This is a genomic window from Streptomyces sp. NPDC029159 (genome assembly GCF_055564055.1).
The window spans coordinates 85,955-100,412 of the sequence record NZ_JBVHWT010000013.1; the positions used below are offsets into that span (position 1 = coordinate 85,955).

13 protein-coding genes and 2 pseudogenes are annotated in these 14,458 nt (G+C 70.8%); 5 read left to right on the forward strand and 10 right to left on the reverse strand.

Features of this window, described 5'->3' with window-relative positions; all coding sequences use genetic code 11:
• Positions 1 to 26: 26 nt before the first annotated feature.
• The 3 genes from ACZ4U4_RS23575 to ACZ4U4_RS23585 all read right to left on the reverse strand — a co-directional run bounded on the left by ACZ4U4_RS23575 (position 27) and on the right by ACZ4U4_RS23585 (position 3,027).
• On the reverse strand, positions 27 to 1,226 hold the full coding sequence (locus ACZ4U4_RS23575) for a MinD/ParA family ATP-binding protein (protein WP_467877689.1): 1,200 nt from the start codon (positions 1,224 to 1,226) through the stop codon (positions 27 to 29).
• 49 nt (positions 1,227 to 1,275) lie between these two features.
• Positions 1,276 to 2,631 (reverse strand): type VII secretion integral membrane protein EccD, encoded by a 1,356-nt coding sequence (eccD, locus tag ACZ4U4_RS23580; protein ID WP_467877692.1) that lies wholly within the window; start codon positions 2,629 to 2,631, stop codon positions 1,276 to 1,278.
• A 117-nt stretch (positions 2,632 to 2,748) separates the two neighbouring features.
• On the reverse strand, positions 2,749 to 3,027 hold the full coding sequence (locus tag ACZ4U4_RS23585) for a hypothetical protein (RefSeq protein ID WP_467877694.1): 279 nt from the start codon (positions 3,025 to 3,027) through the stop codon (positions 2,749 to 2,751).
• Positions 3,028 to 3,291: 264 nt separating this feature from the next.
• Between ACZ4U4_RS23585 and ACZ4U4_RS23590 the strand changes: the two genes are divergently transcribed.
• Positions 3,292 to 3,462 (forward strand): hypothetical protein, encoded by a 171-nt coding sequence (locus ACZ4U4_RS23590; protein WP_467877696.1) that lies wholly within the window; start codon positions 3,292 to 3,294, stop codon positions 3,460 to 3,462.
• Positions 3,463 to 3,767: 305 nt separating this feature from the next.
• On the opposite strand, the gene ACZ4U4_RS23595 is transcribed toward ACZ4U4_RS23590, so the two are convergent.
• The 5 genes from ACZ4U4_RS23595 to ACZ4U4_RS23615 form a co-directional block, all read right to left on the reverse strand.
• Positions 3,768 to 4,961: an NAD(P)-binding domain-containing protein gene (locus ACZ4U4_RS23595; RefSeq protein WP_467877698.1), complete on the reverse strand. Its 1,194-nt coding sequence runs from the start codon at positions 4,959 to 4,961 to the stop codon at positions 3,768 to 3,770.
• 90 nt (positions 4,962 to 5,051) lie between these two features.
• On the reverse strand, positions 5,052 to 6,257 hold the full coding sequence (locus ACZ4U4_RS23600; protein WP_467877700.1) for an LLM class flavin-dependent oxidoreductase: 1,206 nt from the start codon (positions 6,255 to 6,257) through the stop codon (positions 5,052 to 5,054).
• Position 6,258: 1 nt separating this feature from the next.
• A complete protein-coding gene (locus ACZ4U4_RS23605; RefSeq protein ID WP_467877947.1) occupies positions 6,259 to 7,299 on the reverse strand; it encodes an ABC transporter substrate-binding protein in 1,041 nt (346 codons plus the stop codon).
• Positions 7,300 to 7,340: 41 nt separating this feature from the next.
• Positions 7,341 to 8,162, reverse strand: coding sequence for an ABC transporter ATP-binding protein (locus tag ACZ4U4_RS23610; RefSeq protein ID WP_467877703.1), 822 nt, complete (start codon positions 8,160 to 8,162; stop codon positions 7,341 to 7,343).
• Entirely contained in the window at positions 8,135 to 9,028 is an 894-nt protein-coding gene (locus ACZ4U4_RS23615; protein ID WP_467877706.1) for an ABC transporter permease, read from the reverse strand. Before ACZ4U4_RS23615 ends, ACZ4U4_RS23610 begins: the two co-directional genes overlap by 28 nt.
• Positions 9,029 to 9,733: 705 nt before the next feature.
• On the opposite strand from ACZ4U4_RS23615, the gene ACZ4U4_RS23620 reads away from it, so the two are divergent.
• Entirely contained in the window at positions 9,734 to 10,156 is a 423-nt protein-coding gene (locus ACZ4U4_RS23620) for a YjbQ family protein (RefSeq protein WP_467877708.1), read from the forward strand.
• 92 nt (positions 10,157 to 10,248) lie between these two features.
• Here ACZ4U4_RS23620 and ACZ4U4_RS23625 read toward each other — a convergent pair whose 3' ends face one another.
• The gene (locus ACZ4U4_RS23625; RefSeq protein ID WP_467877711.1) at positions 10,249 to 11,004 is read right to left on the reverse strand and encodes a DJ-1/PfpI family protein; all 756 of its coding nucleotides are present in this window, start codon (positions 11,002 to 11,004) and stop codon (positions 10,249 to 10,251) included.
• A 71-nt stretch (positions 11,005 to 11,075) separates the two neighbouring features.
• On the opposite strand from ACZ4U4_RS23625, the gene ACZ4U4_RS23630 reads away from it, so the two are divergent.
• The 3 genes and pseudogenes from ACZ4U4_RS23630 (at position 11,076) to ACZ4U4_RS23640 (ending at position 13,815) form a co-directional block, all read left to right on the forward strand.
• A complete protein-coding gene (locus tag ACZ4U4_RS23630) occupies positions 11,076 to 12,056 on the forward strand; it encodes a GlxA family transcriptional regulator (protein ID WP_467877714.1) in 981 nt (326 codons plus the stop codon).
• Positions 12,057 to 12,641: 585 nt separating this feature from the next.
• Positions 12,642 to 13,288, forward strand: a pseudogene (locus ACZ4U4_RS23635) (CRISPR-associated endonuclease Cas3'').
• Entirely contained in the window at positions 13,285 to 13,815 is a 531-nt protein-coding gene (locus ACZ4U4_RS23640) for a DUF7507 domain-containing protein (protein WP_467877717.1), read from the forward strand. Before ACZ4U4_RS23635 ends, ACZ4U4_RS23640 begins: the two are co-directional and overlap by 4 nt.
• Positions 13,816 to 14,083: 268 nt before the next feature.
• Here ACZ4U4_RS23640 and ACZ4U4_RS23645 read toward each other — a convergent pair.
• Positions 14,084 to 14,185, reverse strand: a pseudogene (locus ACZ4U4_RS23645) (helix-turn-helix domain-containing protein); the annotation flags it as partial.
• Positions 14,186 to 14,458 lie beyond the last annotated feature (273 nt).

The window sequence follows — 14,458 nt, forward strand, 5'->3', positions numbered from 1 at the left end:
TGTTCACGGTCGGGCTCGGCATCTGGTCAGTGACGCTGCTGGGAGAGGTGGAAGACATCCGCGGCGATGCGTGCGGCGGCCTGCCTGGTCGATTGAGCGAGCAGTGCGGTCTGCACCGGCCCGCCTGCCGCCAGGTGCCGGTCGAACGGCAGGATCTGGACGCTCACCCCGGTGGCCTTGAGCTTCTCGGCGGCCTCGTCGAGATCGATCCGTGAGCGTGGCATCAATTCGGTGAGTACGACGACGGTGCCGGCGATCACATGCGGAGGCAGCCCTTGCAGCCACTGGAGCACCGCGTAGGTGCTGGTGATGCCCTCCGGCGTGGCCGGTGCGGTCAGCACGCGGCCATGGGCGGCGGCGAGCGCGACCCGGGCCACCTCGGCGGGGAGCGTCTCGCAGTCGATGACCATCACACCGAAGTAGCGCCGCAGCGCCACCACGGCCCGCTCGTACGCCCGGCTGTCCAGCATCGCACCGATCTGCCCCTGGCTCGCCGGCAGCAGCCAGGCGTTGTCGGGCAGCTGGACGAGGTAACCGGTGACATCGAGCAGCGTCATGTCCGGCTTGACGAGGTCCGCGATCTCGCCGGTGGTCCAGCGCCGCGTCCGGGCGCCGAGCCGCGACGGCAGCGTGCCCAGCGCCGGATCGGCTTCCAGGACGAGGACCGGGTCCTGCCGGTAGTGCGCGAACGTGGTGCCCAGCAACGCGGAGACGGTCGACTTGCCCGAGCCGCCCCGGATGGACGTCACGGCGATCTGCCGACCGGTCGTCACCGGCTGCTGAAGCACTCCGGCGGTCCGGGTGACATCGGCGACCTCGCGCGCTGCCGACGAGGACACCGCGCGCCGCAGGGCGCGTACGGCCCGCGCGGCGAAGGGCTCGCCGTGCTGCGGCTTGTGGCGTACTGCGTCGGCCAGGGCCTCGTCCACCACGGGGCGGGAGCCGGAGGCACCGGAGGGCTGGGGAGCCGACGGGTAAGCCGCCGGGGCGTGCTGCTTCTGCTCCCGGTAGTCCGCTTGCGGCTCTTGCCCCGGGTACGGGTGGGCGGCCTGCCGGAGTGCATCAGCTCCATGGACCCCGTCCGGGGCCTGGGCCGGGTGTGCGGACGGGCCCGGCCCGGACGACGGCGTGTGGTACGCCCCTCCGTCGGAGCCCTGGGCACCCTGCTGGGCGCCACCTCTCAGGTCGCGCAGCACCTCACCCTGCCAGCCGTCTCCGCTCGGCATACCTGACTTTCACCCCACCCTGCTCCGACCGGAGCGCCTGCACATCGACTCAGAACTGGTTGAGCAGCTGCCCGTAGACCCCGAACACCCCGAAGGCGAGCGGGAAGAGCGCCACCATGCCCACGGACTCGACCAGATCGGCCACGCGCCGCAGCCGCACCTGCACATGCTCGGGCACCTGCACCGCCAACGCGAGCAGCGGCAACACCGCGGCAGCACCCAGCACGGCGAGCGGCCCGGCGCCCCCCGCATGCTCCATCCACACCGTCACCAGGCGCACGACGAGACACGAGGCGGCGACCAGGAGCGCCACGACCTCGGCGACCAGCGGGAAGGCCCGCGCCCTCGACACGAGCACCACGACGACGAGTGACGCCAGCACAGCGGTCCACACGGTCGGCTTCCCGGCCAGGGTGAGCAACCACCCGGCGGCGACCGCCGACACCGCGGTGACGACCGTCGACAGGGCAAGACCCCGGTGTGTCGCCGCAAGAGCGGTCCCCACCTGATGACGGCTGACGGAGACCCCGCCCGAGCGGCGGTCATCGAGCGCGGTGAGCCCCGACGCCATCAGGGCAAGCCGCGGCAGCACCCCCAGCAGCACCAGCGAGAACACCGCCATGACGGCGCCGAGCCGGGCCGGATCGCTCTGGACGGCGGCGACCGCCTCCCACACCACGGCAATCACGGCCGTCGTCACGGCGCCGACGAGCCCACCCTTGCCGAGGGGCGAGAAGTAGCCGAGACACCCGAGCGTCAGCACCAGCACCCCCGCGACGCCGGCGAGCCGTGCCGCGCCCGACCAGGCGTACGCGTCGGCGGCCATCCACGCGGTAAGGACACCGAGCCCGCCGGACGCGAGGAGGAGCGCGGTCGTCAGGCCCCGGTTCCCCCGCCCGACCCTGGTGACGAGCAGACCGGCCGCCAGAAGCACGAGGGCGAGAGCCGAGCACGGACCGACGAGCGCGTCCAGCGCGAACTCGCGCCGGGCGAGCAACGCGGCGATCAGCGTGAAGGAGACCGTGGCCACCCCCGCGCCGGCCCGGCGCGCAGCGGGACGCCACCGCCAGGCCCGCAGATCGAGATCGTCGGCCACCTGGTCCGTGACGTCATGCACCACCGGAGCGGGTGGCGCGGAGTGCGTCCTGACGAGCCGGAGGACCGCACCGTCGACGATGCCGGCCGATGCCAGCGTGCTGTCGTGCGGGAGAACGGAACCGTCGGATGTGATCAGCTGCCGCGACATCGGCCCCGAAGCGGGTCGGTCGCCCAGCAGCCGCAGGATATCGGGGAGCAATTGCCCGATGGGCGTATCGGAAAGCAGGACGATGTCAGCCCGGCGTCGCTCGCCGACCAATGTCACTCGGCTCAGTTGTGCCTGGGAAGTCGTTGCTCTGCTCACCACTTACGGGAACCTATCATCGCGGGGTTGACGCACTCTCGGCCGAATAAGACATGCCTGTCCGGTGCGCCTCCGCCGCCTCTGCCCGGCGTCCCAAGAAGATCCTGAATCCGGCGGCTTCTAGGGATTCGCCGACTTCGCCGGCTGCTCGTACTGCTGCATCTGATGCTGCTGCTTCTCCTGCTCGGCCTTCTGCTTCGTCAAGGTGTGCTGGAGGAAGGACCACCCGACGCACCCCGCGCACAGGACAGCGGTGATGGCGATCCCCGCGAATACCTTCCCGAGCCGCTCGTCCGCCGTACGACGCCCGCGCTGCGCGCCGAACAACAAGGCATCACGCATCCTGCGACGGCGTACCGCCACCGACTCCAACAACTGACTGTCGTAATCCCGCGCCATTTCCTCGCCCGTCGCTTCAATAGCCCGCCGCATTAGCCAAGGCCGATGACCCCTCGGCCCTTGGCGGCCCTCCACGCGCCGCCGATCCGGGCTCCCCGCACCATGGTGCACTTTCCGTCTGCCGGCGCACGAACCAGGCTCCCACCAGCCGGATCCTGTTTTTCGAGCGCGTCGCCGCAGCCGGAATGCGTACGGCGTTGATCCACCGTGGCTGCTGGGGGACGGTCCACTTCGTCCGGACGGTGAGCGGCTGCTTCCCCCGCTGTGGGTCGGTGGACCCCCTGCTGGATCTGGTCACCGGCGCGTTCTGGTCGCTACCGCGCGCCGCTGGGATCGGGTTTCGTCGTCTATCTGACGCTGCCGGAGACGGCGCGGCGCCCGCTGGACGGCACGGACCCGGCCCCGGCGTCGGAGCAGGCGACCCCGCAGGCGTAAGGAGCGCCGCACCGTGAACGGTTGGCTGCACACACGGAGGCGCCGCCCCTCCCTGGGACGGGGAGGAGCGGCGCCGAGGTGCGATTCGTCAGACGAGCCAACCCACGAAGTGGACGATGCCGGCAAGCAGGTTGGTGAGGATGTTCATCGCGGTGTTTCTCCTTGTGCCTATGTACGTGTGGGACCAACTCTCCGGCCCAGCAAGGGATGTCGACCGGAGGCGCTGTGACGGTCTGCAGCCCCTCACTTGCGCCCCGTAATCATGACCCGACGCGAGATGTCCGGGTAACCACTTTCGGGATCGATCACGCCTTCTGGCGAACACTCGATCCCGCGTTCGTGTGTTCCCCTCCCGGACGGGTGCCGTCCTCCGTACGGGCGTCGCGGGAGCCCTGCCCGTCGGCACCGGCCGGATGCGGCGGGCCACCGAGCAACTGCCCCAGGTCGCGGACGGCCGCCCGCCCCGCACGGTTCGCCCCGATGGTGCTCGCCGACGGGCCGTACCCCACCAGATGCACCCGCGGATCGCGCACCGCCCGGGTGCCGGCCAGACGGACACCGCCGCCCGCCTCCCGCAGCCGCAGCGGCGCGAGATGGCCGATCGACGCGCGGAACCCCGTCGCGTACAGCAGCGTGTCGGCGGCGAAGGTGCTTCCGTCCGCCCAGGCCACGCCGCCCTCGGTGATCCGCTCGAACATCGGCAGCCGCCGCAGCACCCCGTCCGCACGGGCCCGGCGCATCGCCTCCGTCATCGGCAGCCCCGTCACGCTCACCACGCTGCGCGGCGGCAGCCCCTCACGGACCCGGCGCTCCACCGCCGCGACCGCCGCCCGGCCCTCCGCCTCACCGAACGGGCCGTCCCGGAAGACCGGCGGCCGCCGCGTCACCCAGACCGTGGCCGCCGCCACCGGCGCGATCTCCAGCAACTGCTGCACCGCCGACGTCCCACCGCCGACCACCACGACCCGCTTCCCGCGGAACGCCTCCGGCCCCGGATACCGCGCACTGTGCAACTGCCGCCCCCGGAAAACCTCCTGGCCCGGCAGCCGCGGCACGAACGGACGGTCCCAGGTGCCCGTCGCACTGATCAACCCCCGCGCCGCATACGTCCCCTCCGACGTCTCCACCAGCAGCCGCGCGCCGGGGCCGGGCCGTACCGCCGACACCTCGACGGGCCGGTGCGGACGCAGCCCGAAGCGCTCCTCGTAGCGGGCGAAGTAGCCGCCGATCACCTCCGCCGACGGGCGCTCCGGATCGGCACCGGTCAGCTCCATGCCCGGCAGCGCGTGCATCCCGTGCACCTTCGCGTACGTCAGCGTCGGCCAGCGGAACTGCCAGGCGCCGCCCGGGCGTGGCGCGTGGTCGAGCAGCACGGTGTCACGGTCGGGCGCATACCCCGCCCGCCGCAGGTGGAAGGCGGCCGACAACCCCGCCTGACCTGCACCGACCACCGCCACTTCGACCGCACGCACCGCGCCCGGCCCACCGCTGCCGTCCATGCCCGCACCAACGACCCGGGGCGGCCGGATCTTCCCGTACCGCCACCGACGTGACGGAACGGACCCGGCCGCCCCGGGGCAGGCGACGGCTCAGCGCCCGCCGGCCACCAGCAGCGGCGCCCCGCCGGGCGCGGACGCCGGCCGGCCGTTGGCCGCCGGGACGCCCTCCAGCGGCGACGGCACCCCGGCGAGCAGCCCCCGCGCCGCCAGCTCGGGACGGACGCCCTCACCGAACCAGTACGCCTCCTCCAGATGCGGATAGCCGGACAGCACGAAGTGCTCGACGCCCAGCGCGTGGTATTCCTCGATCCGGTCGGCGACCTCCGCATGGCTGCCGACCAGCGCGGTCCCGGCGCCACCGCGGACCAGACCGACGCCGGCCCACAGGTTCGGCGCGATCTCCAGCTTGTCCCGGGAGCCGCCGTGCAGCGCCAGCATCCGCTGCTGGCCCACCGATTCGCTCTTGCCCAGAGCTTGCTGCGCCGCGGCCACGGTGTCCGGATCCAGATCCCCGAGCAGCCGGTCCGCGGTCGCCCACGCCTCCTTCGACGAGTCGCGGGAGATGGTGTGCAGCCGGATACCGAAGCGGACCTCGCGGCCCTCCCGCTCGGCCAGCCCCCGGATCCACTCGATCTTCTGCCGCACCTGCTCCGGCGGCTCACCCCAGGTCAGATACACATCGACGTTCCGCGCGGCGACGGGACCCGCCGCCGCCGACGAACCGCCGAAGAAGATCTGCGGCAGCGGGTCCGGCGGCAGCGCCGTCAGCCCGCCCTCCACCTGGTAGTGCTCCCCATGGAAGTCGAACGGCTTCCCGCTCCACACACCCCGTACGACCTGCAAGAACTCATCCGTGCGGGCATAGCGCCGATCGTGGTCGAGATGATCGCCGAACCGCTTCTGCTCGGTGGAGTCGCCGCCGGTCACCACGTTCAGCAGCAGCCGTCCGCGCGAGAGCCGCTGATACGTCGCCGCCATCTGCGCGGCCAGCACCGGCGAGATCACCCCCGGCCGGAACGCCACCAGGAACTTCAACCGGTCGGTGACCTGCGTCAGCGCCGTCGTCGTCAGCCAGGCGTCCTCGCACCACGTACCGGTCGGCGTGAGCACCGCCTCGAACCCCAGCTGTTCGGCTGCCTTGGCGATCTGCGCGAGGTACTCGACATCGGGCGCACGCACCCCGCTGACCGGCGTGATCCGGTCACGCTTGATGCCGCCGTCGGTATAGGCGTGCCGGTCGACCAGGGTGCGCCCGTCGCCGCCGGTCGGCAGGAACCAGTGCAGATGTACGGACATGTCAGTGGGCCTTTCCGTAGGAACGCGGCGCCGTACCCGAAGGCGGCAGATCGCGGTTGAAACGGGGATCGACGAACTCCCCGAAGTCGAAGGAGCGAGGGATCAGCCCCGCACCGGCGAACGCGTCGACGATCCGCTGCTCGGAGGCGACGGCCGCCTTGTCCAGGGCGACCTGTACGGCCGTGCCCTTGGTGCGCCTGACCGCGTCCAGCGCCACCCGCTGCGGCAGACCGGTCTCCTGCGCCCACACCTTCGCCCAGGCGTCCGGATGCCTGTACACCCAGTCCTGCGCCCGGCGCAGCCGCTCGACGTAGTCCTTCAGCGCCGCCGCCTTCTTCGCGTCACCGAGCGCGGCGGGCGCCGCCACCTGGAAACTCAGCCCGTTGACCACGCCCTGCCCGGTGGCGAGCACCCGCGCACCGGCCTGATCCAGCGCCTGCGAGGTGTACGGATCCCAGATCGCCCAGGCGTCCACCTTGCCGCGGGTGAACGCGGCCAGCGCATCGGCCGGCTGGAGGTGGTTCAGCGTGACGTCCTTCGGCGAGAGCCCCGCCTTCCGCAGCTGCGCCAGAAGCTGGTAGTGCGCCGAACTGCCCTGCGCCACCGCGATCGCCTTGCCCTTGAGCTGCGCGGTCCGCGTCAGCGGGGAGTCCTTCCGCACCAGCAGCGCATCGCCCTCGGCGCGGCTGTGCGCACCGGCCACGACCTTGATCTTCGACTTGGCCGCCGCGGCGAACACCGGGGGAGTGTTGCCCACCCCACCGATGTCCACGGCACCGGCGTTCACCGCCTCCAGCAGCGGCGGCCCGGACGTGAACGTCGACCACTTGATCCGGTACGTGAGACCGTCCAGCTCCCCGGCGGCCCGCAAAATCGCCTCCGAACCACCCTTCTGATCACCGACATTGAGGGTCAACGACCCCTTCCCGTCGACGTCGCCGCCGCTCCCGCCCGCCGCGCCGTCCGCCCGCGACGCACCACCGCAGGCGGCCAGCAACACCGCGAGCGGTACCAGCAGCACCGGCCCGGCGAACCGCCGCACACGTGCTCTCATCAGCTGTCCGCTCCCTTCTCCGACGACCGTCATCGCGCCGCCCCGCCCACAGCGACGGGCGCGCTCCCGAGGACGGTGTCCCCGCCGCCCACCGGATCCGCCACTCCGAGGCGGTCCAGCAACCCGGCGCGCAGCTCCGCGAACCCGGGATCGGCGGGCGTACGCGGCCGGGGCAGCGCGATCGGCGTCTCGTACGCGATCCGGCCCCCGTCCATCACCAGCACACGGTCCGCGAGCAGCAGTGCCTCGTCCACGTCGTGGGTGACCAGCAGCACCGCGCAGCCCCGCTGCCGCCACACCTCCGCGACCAGCCGCTGCGCCGTGATCCGGGTCAGCGCGTCCAACGCACCGAACGGCTCGTCGAGCAGCAGCAGATCCGGCTCCCGCACCAGCGCCCGGGCCAGCGAGGCACGCTGCGCCTCGCCACCGGAGAGCGTCCGCGGCCAGGCGTCGGCCCGGTGCCCCAGCCCGACCTCCGCCAACGCCCGCTCCGCCACGGCGCGTTCGGGACGCCCTGGCAGCCCCAGCAGCACATTGCGCCACACCCTCTTCCACGGCATCAGCCGCGGCGCCTGGAACGCCACCGCCTTACGGCGCGGCACCCACACCTCGCCACCGATCTCCCGGTCGAGCCCCGCCAGCACCCGCAACAGCGTGGACTTCCCACAGCCACTGCGCCCCAGCAGCGCCACGAACTCACCTGGCGCCAGTGTCAGTTCCAGATCGTCGATCACCCGCCGCCCGCCGAACTCCCGCACCAGCCCACGGGCCCGTACGGCGGCCGCCCGACCCTCGTCCGGTCCGGTACCTCCCGGTCTCGGGCTCACTTTCCGGTGAATGTCGGTCGCCATTGCAGCAACAGCCTTTCCGAGGTTCGGACGAGGAAATCGGCAAGCAGACCGAGCAGCGCATAGACCACCAGGCACACCACGATCACATCGGTACGGAAGAACTCCCGGGCCTGATTCATCAGAAACCCGAGCCCGTCATCGGCATTCACCTGCTCACCGAAGACCAGCGCCAGCCAGGCGGTCGCCAGCGAATACCGCAATCCCGTCATCGCACCGGGCAACGCCCCCGGCAACACCACATGCCGCACCAACCCCCACCGCCCGAGCCCCAACGACGTACCCGCCTCGACCAATTGCGGGTCCACCCCACGGATTCCGGCATACACATTCAAATACAGATGGAACGCGACGCCCAACGCAATCAGCGCGATCTTCGGCGCCTCGCCGATACCCAGCCAGATGATGAAGAGCGGAATGACACCGACCCACGGAACGGACCGCAGCATCTGCACCGTCGCATCGATCAGATCCTCCCCGACCCGCGAAAGCCCGGAAAGCAATGCCAGAACGACGCCGATCGCCCCGCCGAGCACCAGCCCGACGGCGACCCGCTGCAACGACACCGCCATCGCCGACGGCAACGTCCCGTCCGCGACGAGCCCCGCGGCGGTCCGGGCGATGGTGCCGGGCGAGGCGAGAACGTCTTCCTGGAGCACCCCCGTCGCGCTGAGCAGCTGCCATGCGACCAGCAACGTCACGGGGCCGGCTGCCCGCCGCACCCATCGGGGTATCCCGCGCCGACGCCCGGAGACGGCGACGACCGGCTCCAGCTCAGGGGGCCGTGGGGCGGACCCGGCGACCGGTACCGCCGCCGATCCACGGGGCGGCGCCGGTCCGGCAGCCGTTCGGCCGAGGTCGAGACTCATCGGGAACTCCAGACGCGGCAGCCCCGGGAAAGGGCATGCCTTGAGGGGGATTCTTGGAGGGGGATTACGTTTCGCCGAGAGTGGCGAACGTAGGGCATGAGAAGTGTCGCCGTACGGCATGTGCGCACCGTGGTTCGGGCATGGCCCGAACCCGCCACCAAGGGCGGAAGAGGGCCGCGACGCCGCTGATTCGCGGAAGCGAGGAGAGGAAAGGGGGAAGCGAAGCGAGGTGCGCGGGTAGACGGATATACCGCTCTCCAGCGGTCAGTTCACCTCATGATTCGACGGCCTGTCAGCAGTTGCAGCTGACCCCGGAATCGCCGCCGTGGCAACACCGCACCGCACAGCCCCGCACACCGCCGCGACAACACGCGGCAGACGTCACTCGCAGCAGGTCGATATGACCACGCGTCGTGAGCAAGGCTGGCATCCACATACGCCGAACGTATCCACGCCTTCGCGGACGGGTCAATCATCGTCTCGGCAGGTGGATATTTATTGCGGACACATTGCGGGGCCGGGATTGTTGGGTGAGTGCTTCGGGAGTTCACCGGAACGCCCGGGTGAGCACATCGGCACGCGCTCTCCAGGGAGGATCGGATTGCCCTCTTAGGATCCGCTGATGATGCCTCTGGGGCGCCCGTGCCCCCGCGCTCCCGGGCCCGCCGGGCGTTCTGAACCCCACACTCGTCCCACAATGACTACATGAGCACCGGATTCACCACCCGCACCTTGAACGTCACCACCGGCACCCACGAAACCGTCGCGGACCTCACCGCCGACTGCGACGCCTTCCTCCGGGAGGCCGCCCCGGACCGCGACGGCCTCCTCAACGTCTTCGTCCCACATGCCACCGCCGGCATCGCCATCCTGGAAACCGGCGCCGGCAGCGACGACGACCTCCTCGCCGCCCTCCGCACCCTCCTCCCACCCGACAACCGCTGGCAGCACCGCCACGGCACCCCCGGCCACGGCCGCGACCACGTCCTCCCCGCCCTTGTCCCACCCCACGCAACCCTTCCGGTCCTCGGCGGCCGCCTGGCGCTGGGGACGTGGCAGTCGGTCTGCCTGGTCGACACGAACGTCGACAACCCCGACCGCGAGGTGCGGTTGAGCTTCCTCGGGTAGGAGGTCGCCTCGTGCCGGACCGCGGGCGTAGTCGTCCAGGTCGAAGGCGGTGAGGACGGCGACGTGTGGCGGGTGGTCCGATCGGTGTCCGGTCAGCGGGAGCGGGGTGTGTGGGTCTCCCAGACGGTGCCGCGCGCCTCGTATTCCATCATCATCTCGACGCCGTTCGCCGCCTCGGAGCCCAACTCGCGTTTGACGAGCCACAGCCCCAACTCCAGGCCCGAGGAGATGCCTTGCGCCGTGACCAGGTCGCCGTCGTCGACCACACGGGCCGGGGTGAGCACCCCGCCCCCCCTCTCCAGGTCCTTGAGTGCTCCTCGGTGGGTGGTGCAGCGGCGGCCCTTGACCAGCCCGGCCTCCGACAGCAGCAGTGCTCCCGTGCACAGTGAGCTGAGCGTGAGGCCCGGACGTGGGGACGCGGCCAAGGCCCGGGGGAGCGTGCCGCGCTTGATCTCGGCCCAGATGCCGGGGCCGTCCTTGCGGCGGTAGCCACCACCGGGCACCACGATCAGCTCGGCTGCGCGCGGCTCCCAACGGCGGGTCACCGCGACCTGCGTGCCATACGCGCAGCGCACGGTGCCGGTCTCGCCGGTGGTCACATAGTCGACCTCCACCTTCCGGTCGCCGCCGTGCATGACGGCCGCCGAGAACACTTCGTACGGCGCGATGAAGTCCAGCTCCTCCACCCCGTCGAACAGCACGATGTGCACGCGGAACGGGCCCTTGCGGCTGGGGTTGCCGGCATGTGCGTGGGTGGCGGCGCCCGCAGGCGCGGCGCTCATCGCGCCCGCCGCCAGCACCCCGGCACCCATCGCAGTCGTACGCCGCAACATCTGTCGTCTTTCCATGTCCCCAGGCTGCCTGGGGACCCGGCGGGACCGGCAGCGGCAATCGCGACCTGTCCCGATAGGTTCCTGCCATGCATGTAGTGGCTGTTGTGGTGCCCCCGGGGGCAGTCGGTTTCGATCTGACCGCCGCCTGCCAGGTGTTCCATCTCGCCCGGCGGCCGGACGGTTCGAAGCCGTACGAGGTGCTGGTGTGCGGCGATGCGCCGGTCACCAGCACAGCGGCCGGGGCCGCATGCTTCGGCGTCGTCCCTGCCCGTCCGCTGCGCGCCGCGCTCGGTGCCGACACGATCGTGGTACCCGGCGTCGCGGCGGATCAGCCGCCCGACGAGGACGTACGGGAACTGCTGCGGAGGGCGGCGGCACGTGGCACCCGCATCGCCTCCATCTGCACGGGCGCGTTCCTGCTCGCCGAGGCAGGGCTGCTCGACGGTGCGGATGCCACGACGCACTGGCTGGCCTCCGATCAGCTCGCGCAGGCGCACCCGGCCGTGCGCGTGGACCCGGGCGTGCTGTTCGTGGACAACGGGCAGGTGCTCAGCTCGGCGGGGCTCGCGGCCGGTCTCGATCTGTGCCTGCACCTCGTCAGCCGGGACCACGGTGCCGCGGTCGCCGCCAGGACGGCGCGCGCCCTGGTCGTGCCCCGGCGGCGGGACGGTGACATGGCCCAGCTCGTGCGCCGCCCGCCGGGGCCGGCCGCCGACGCGGCCTGGCAGGACCGACTGCACGGCACGCTGGATTGGCTGCACCGCAATCTGCATCTGTCCCTGACGCTCTCCGACATCGCACGTCAGGCGGGTATGAGCGTGCGCCATCTGCACCGCAGGTTCCGTGAACTGACCGGCATGACGCCGCTGGGCTGGCTGCTGTGGGCGCGTACGGAACGGGCCCGCGAGCTGCTGGAGACCACTGATCTGCCCATCGACCGTATCGCCGGGATCGCGGGCTTCGGCTCGGCGGTCACGCTGCGCCTGCGCTTCCGTGAGCGAGTGGGTACCACCCCGGCCGCGTACCGAAAGTCTTTCCGGGCGGGGATGGTAAGGGAGGGGGTGTGACCTGCTGTTTCTTCGGTCAGGGGGCGGGATGTGAACCCACGGCCTCCTCGTCCCGAACGAAGACCGCGCCGCTCCAGGGGCATCGATCGACCAACCTGACAGTCGCCTTGGCGGAGCTTCGCGGATACGAATATCGATAATCCCGACCGTCAGGTCCGGTTGAGCTTCCTCGGCTAGGGCGTCGTCTCGCGTCGGACCGCAGACGGCAAGTCCGGCCGCTCCAACTGGCCCCTGAGCATGGTTGCTATCGGCTCTGTCAGCAGGTTCTTCGTCTGCTGGTGGTACAGCGCTCATGGCAGTGTTGACCTGCTGAAATGGTGGCGGTCACTCCCGTCGGGGGGCGCTGGTCCGTGCATGGTCCGGATCTTGGTCCTGGGTGGACGAATGTCACCGTGGCTGCTGGCCTGCCGAGGCAAAGCGAGGGCACACCAGAGCACACTGCACGGCACCAGGTTCAGGCCGTCGTCATGTCGTGCGCGACACCGCTCCTGGCTGAAGTCGCGGGCATGGCAATGCTGAGCGCAGGGCGAGTGGCGAGGGCGCGTGGAGTTTCCTTGGCCTGTTCCCGATGACCCACCACGTGGAATGCGTGGTGATCCTCGAAAAGGCGGGGAAGGAGGCCTGACCCGGGTGGGTCTACATGATTTAGGGAAGATCACTCCGCCGCTCCAGGCCCAGGTCCCGTCGGCGTTCAAGGCGGTGGCGGACGATGAGGCATACAGCGCGGCAAAGGGGGCCGAGCGGCTCAAGAAGTTCCGCCACGAGCTGGGCACACACTGGGCGTTGGTATCCCTGCTGGCCGAGCAGGGATACCCCGCACCCAGGAACCAGACCAGGAATTTGGCTCATCAGGTGGCGCAACTGCTCGGCGGGCATCACGGCTGTTTCGCCGACGTGGTTCCTGCGCGCAGGGCCGCGCGGCCATCCAAGTACCAGGCTGGGCTGGGGGAGAGGGCTGGGAGGAGCAGCGGCGGCTGCACCTTCAGGAGACGCAGCGGGTATTGGGAGCCGGCGCGACACCGGCGGGAGAGCTGTCGGCGGCTACGGCGGTGCGGCTGCACGGCCTGGTGGTGCTCGCGGACTGGTTGGCCAGCCGGGTGGAATGGATTAAGCCTCTGATGCCATCGCCCGAATGGACGGGTACGGCCCGAGCAGTTGGACGAGCACTTCGCGCGGGCGGCCGCGGCCGCGGCCGCGGCGGTGGCGGACACGCTGCCGAGGCAGCCATGTGATCACCGAAGCCGACATCACTCCGTGTCAGCTGGCCGAGGGTGGTTGTGTGCTCACCAACCTGGCGCGAGCGACGGCCTTTGAACCCAGCGGTCAGAAGGGCGCCAGCGGCCAGGCCAGGGCCACGATCACGGTTCAGCATCAGCAGGCCCCCGAGCTGGCCCTGACCAAGCGGGTCGTCTCGCCGGGCCCGTTCCATGTCGGGGACCGGGTCGAGTACGCGTACACGGTGACGAACACCGGTGACACCACGCTCGGCGGTGTCACTGTTGAGGACAACCGGGTCGCCGATGTGACCTGCCGGGCGACCTCGCTGGCGCCGGGTGAGAGTACGTCCTGCACCGGCAGCTACACCGTCACGAAGGAGGACGCGAAGCGCGGCTCGATCACCAACACCGCCGTGGCCACCGCCGACGGCGGAACCGTCCGCTCCGAACCGGCCGAAGCCACGGTCAAGGTCACGGAAAAGCCCTGCAAGGGCAAGGACTGCCGGCCTTGCAAGGGCAAGCATTGCGACAACAGGGAGTGAGGCAGCCGGCACAGTGGCGAGGCCCGCGCAGGGCTGAGCACCGTGCCGCCCTGCCATGTGCCGTCAAGGGCGCGGCGTGGTCGGGCCGGTGGGTGGCTGCGCATCATGTGTGGCCTCCGTGAGCGGCGGGCACCGGGGCCGGGCCGACGTCGGTGTCGGTGTCGGCGAGCAGGGTGCGGACGAGATCGGGGTTTGGCGTCGTAGTGCCGGGCTCGCTCCTCGGGCGTGAAGTCCGAGCGGCGCCTGTTCGATGCCTCCGGCGGCAGCGCCGTGCGCTCCTTCGGCGTGGGTTCGCCGAGCGGTCGACGACCCGGTCGGCTGCAGACTTGGAGATACCGAAGAGCGGAGCCAGTTGACGTAGCGTCAGGTTGGGTGGGCCGGTACGCGCCGGTGGTCAGGAAGATCCAATCTGCGAGCGGTAGCCCTCACGGTTGTCCGTGCTGAACCGTCCTGGCGGGCTCATGGCGCACCGCAGCCACCAACTTGGCGGAGCGGCGCGGGCTCAGTCCGGTGAACGGACTTGTCCAGGACGGCACCGACGCCGTGATCACAGCGGCTGTACCAAGGTCGTCTCAGCCGTGACCACTGGTTACGGACGGCCCTACTGCCGACCCTTGTGCCGTACGCCAAGGTGCTCTGAGGT

Bases quoted from the DNA above. Each gene is read 5' to 3' on its own strand.
- ACZ4U4_RS23615 (WP_467877706.1), bottom strand. From the start codon at position 9,028: ATGAGTCTCGACCTCGGCCGAACGGCTGCCGGACCGGCGCCGCCCCGT.
- ACZ4U4_RS23575 (WP_467877689.1), bottom strand. From the start codon at position 1,226: ATGCCGAGCGGAGACGGCTGGCAGGGTGAGGTGCTGCGCGACCTGAGA.
- ACZ4U4_RS23585 (WP_467877694.1), bottom strand. From the start codon at position 3,027: ATGGCGCGGGATTACGACAGTCAGTTGTTGGAGTCGGTGGCGGTACGC.
- ACZ4U4_RS23630 (WP_467877714.1), top strand. From the start codon at position 11,076: ATGCATGTAGTGGCTGTTGTGGTGCCCCCGGGGGCAGTCGGTTTCGAT.
- ACZ4U4_RS23625 (WP_467877711.1), bottom strand. From the start codon at position 11,004: ATGGAAAGACGACAGATGTTGCGGCGTACGACTGCGATGGGTGCCGGG.
- ACZ4U4_RS23595 (WP_467877698.1), bottom strand. From the start codon at position 4,961: ATGGACGGCAGCGGTGGGCCGGGCGCGGTGCGTGCGGTCGAAGTGGCG.
- ACZ4U4_RS23600 (WP_467877700.1), bottom strand. From the start codon at position 6,257: ATGTCCGTACATCTGCACTGGTTCCTGCCGACCGGCGGCGACGGGCGC.
- ACZ4U4_RS23620 (WP_467877708.1), top strand. From the start codon at position 9,734: ATGAGCACCGGATTCACCACCCGCACCTTGAACGTCACCACCGGCACC.
- ACZ4U4_RS23610 (WP_467877703.1), bottom strand. From the start codon at position 8,162: ATGGCGACCGACATTCACCGGAAAGTGAGCCCGAGACCGGGAGGTACC.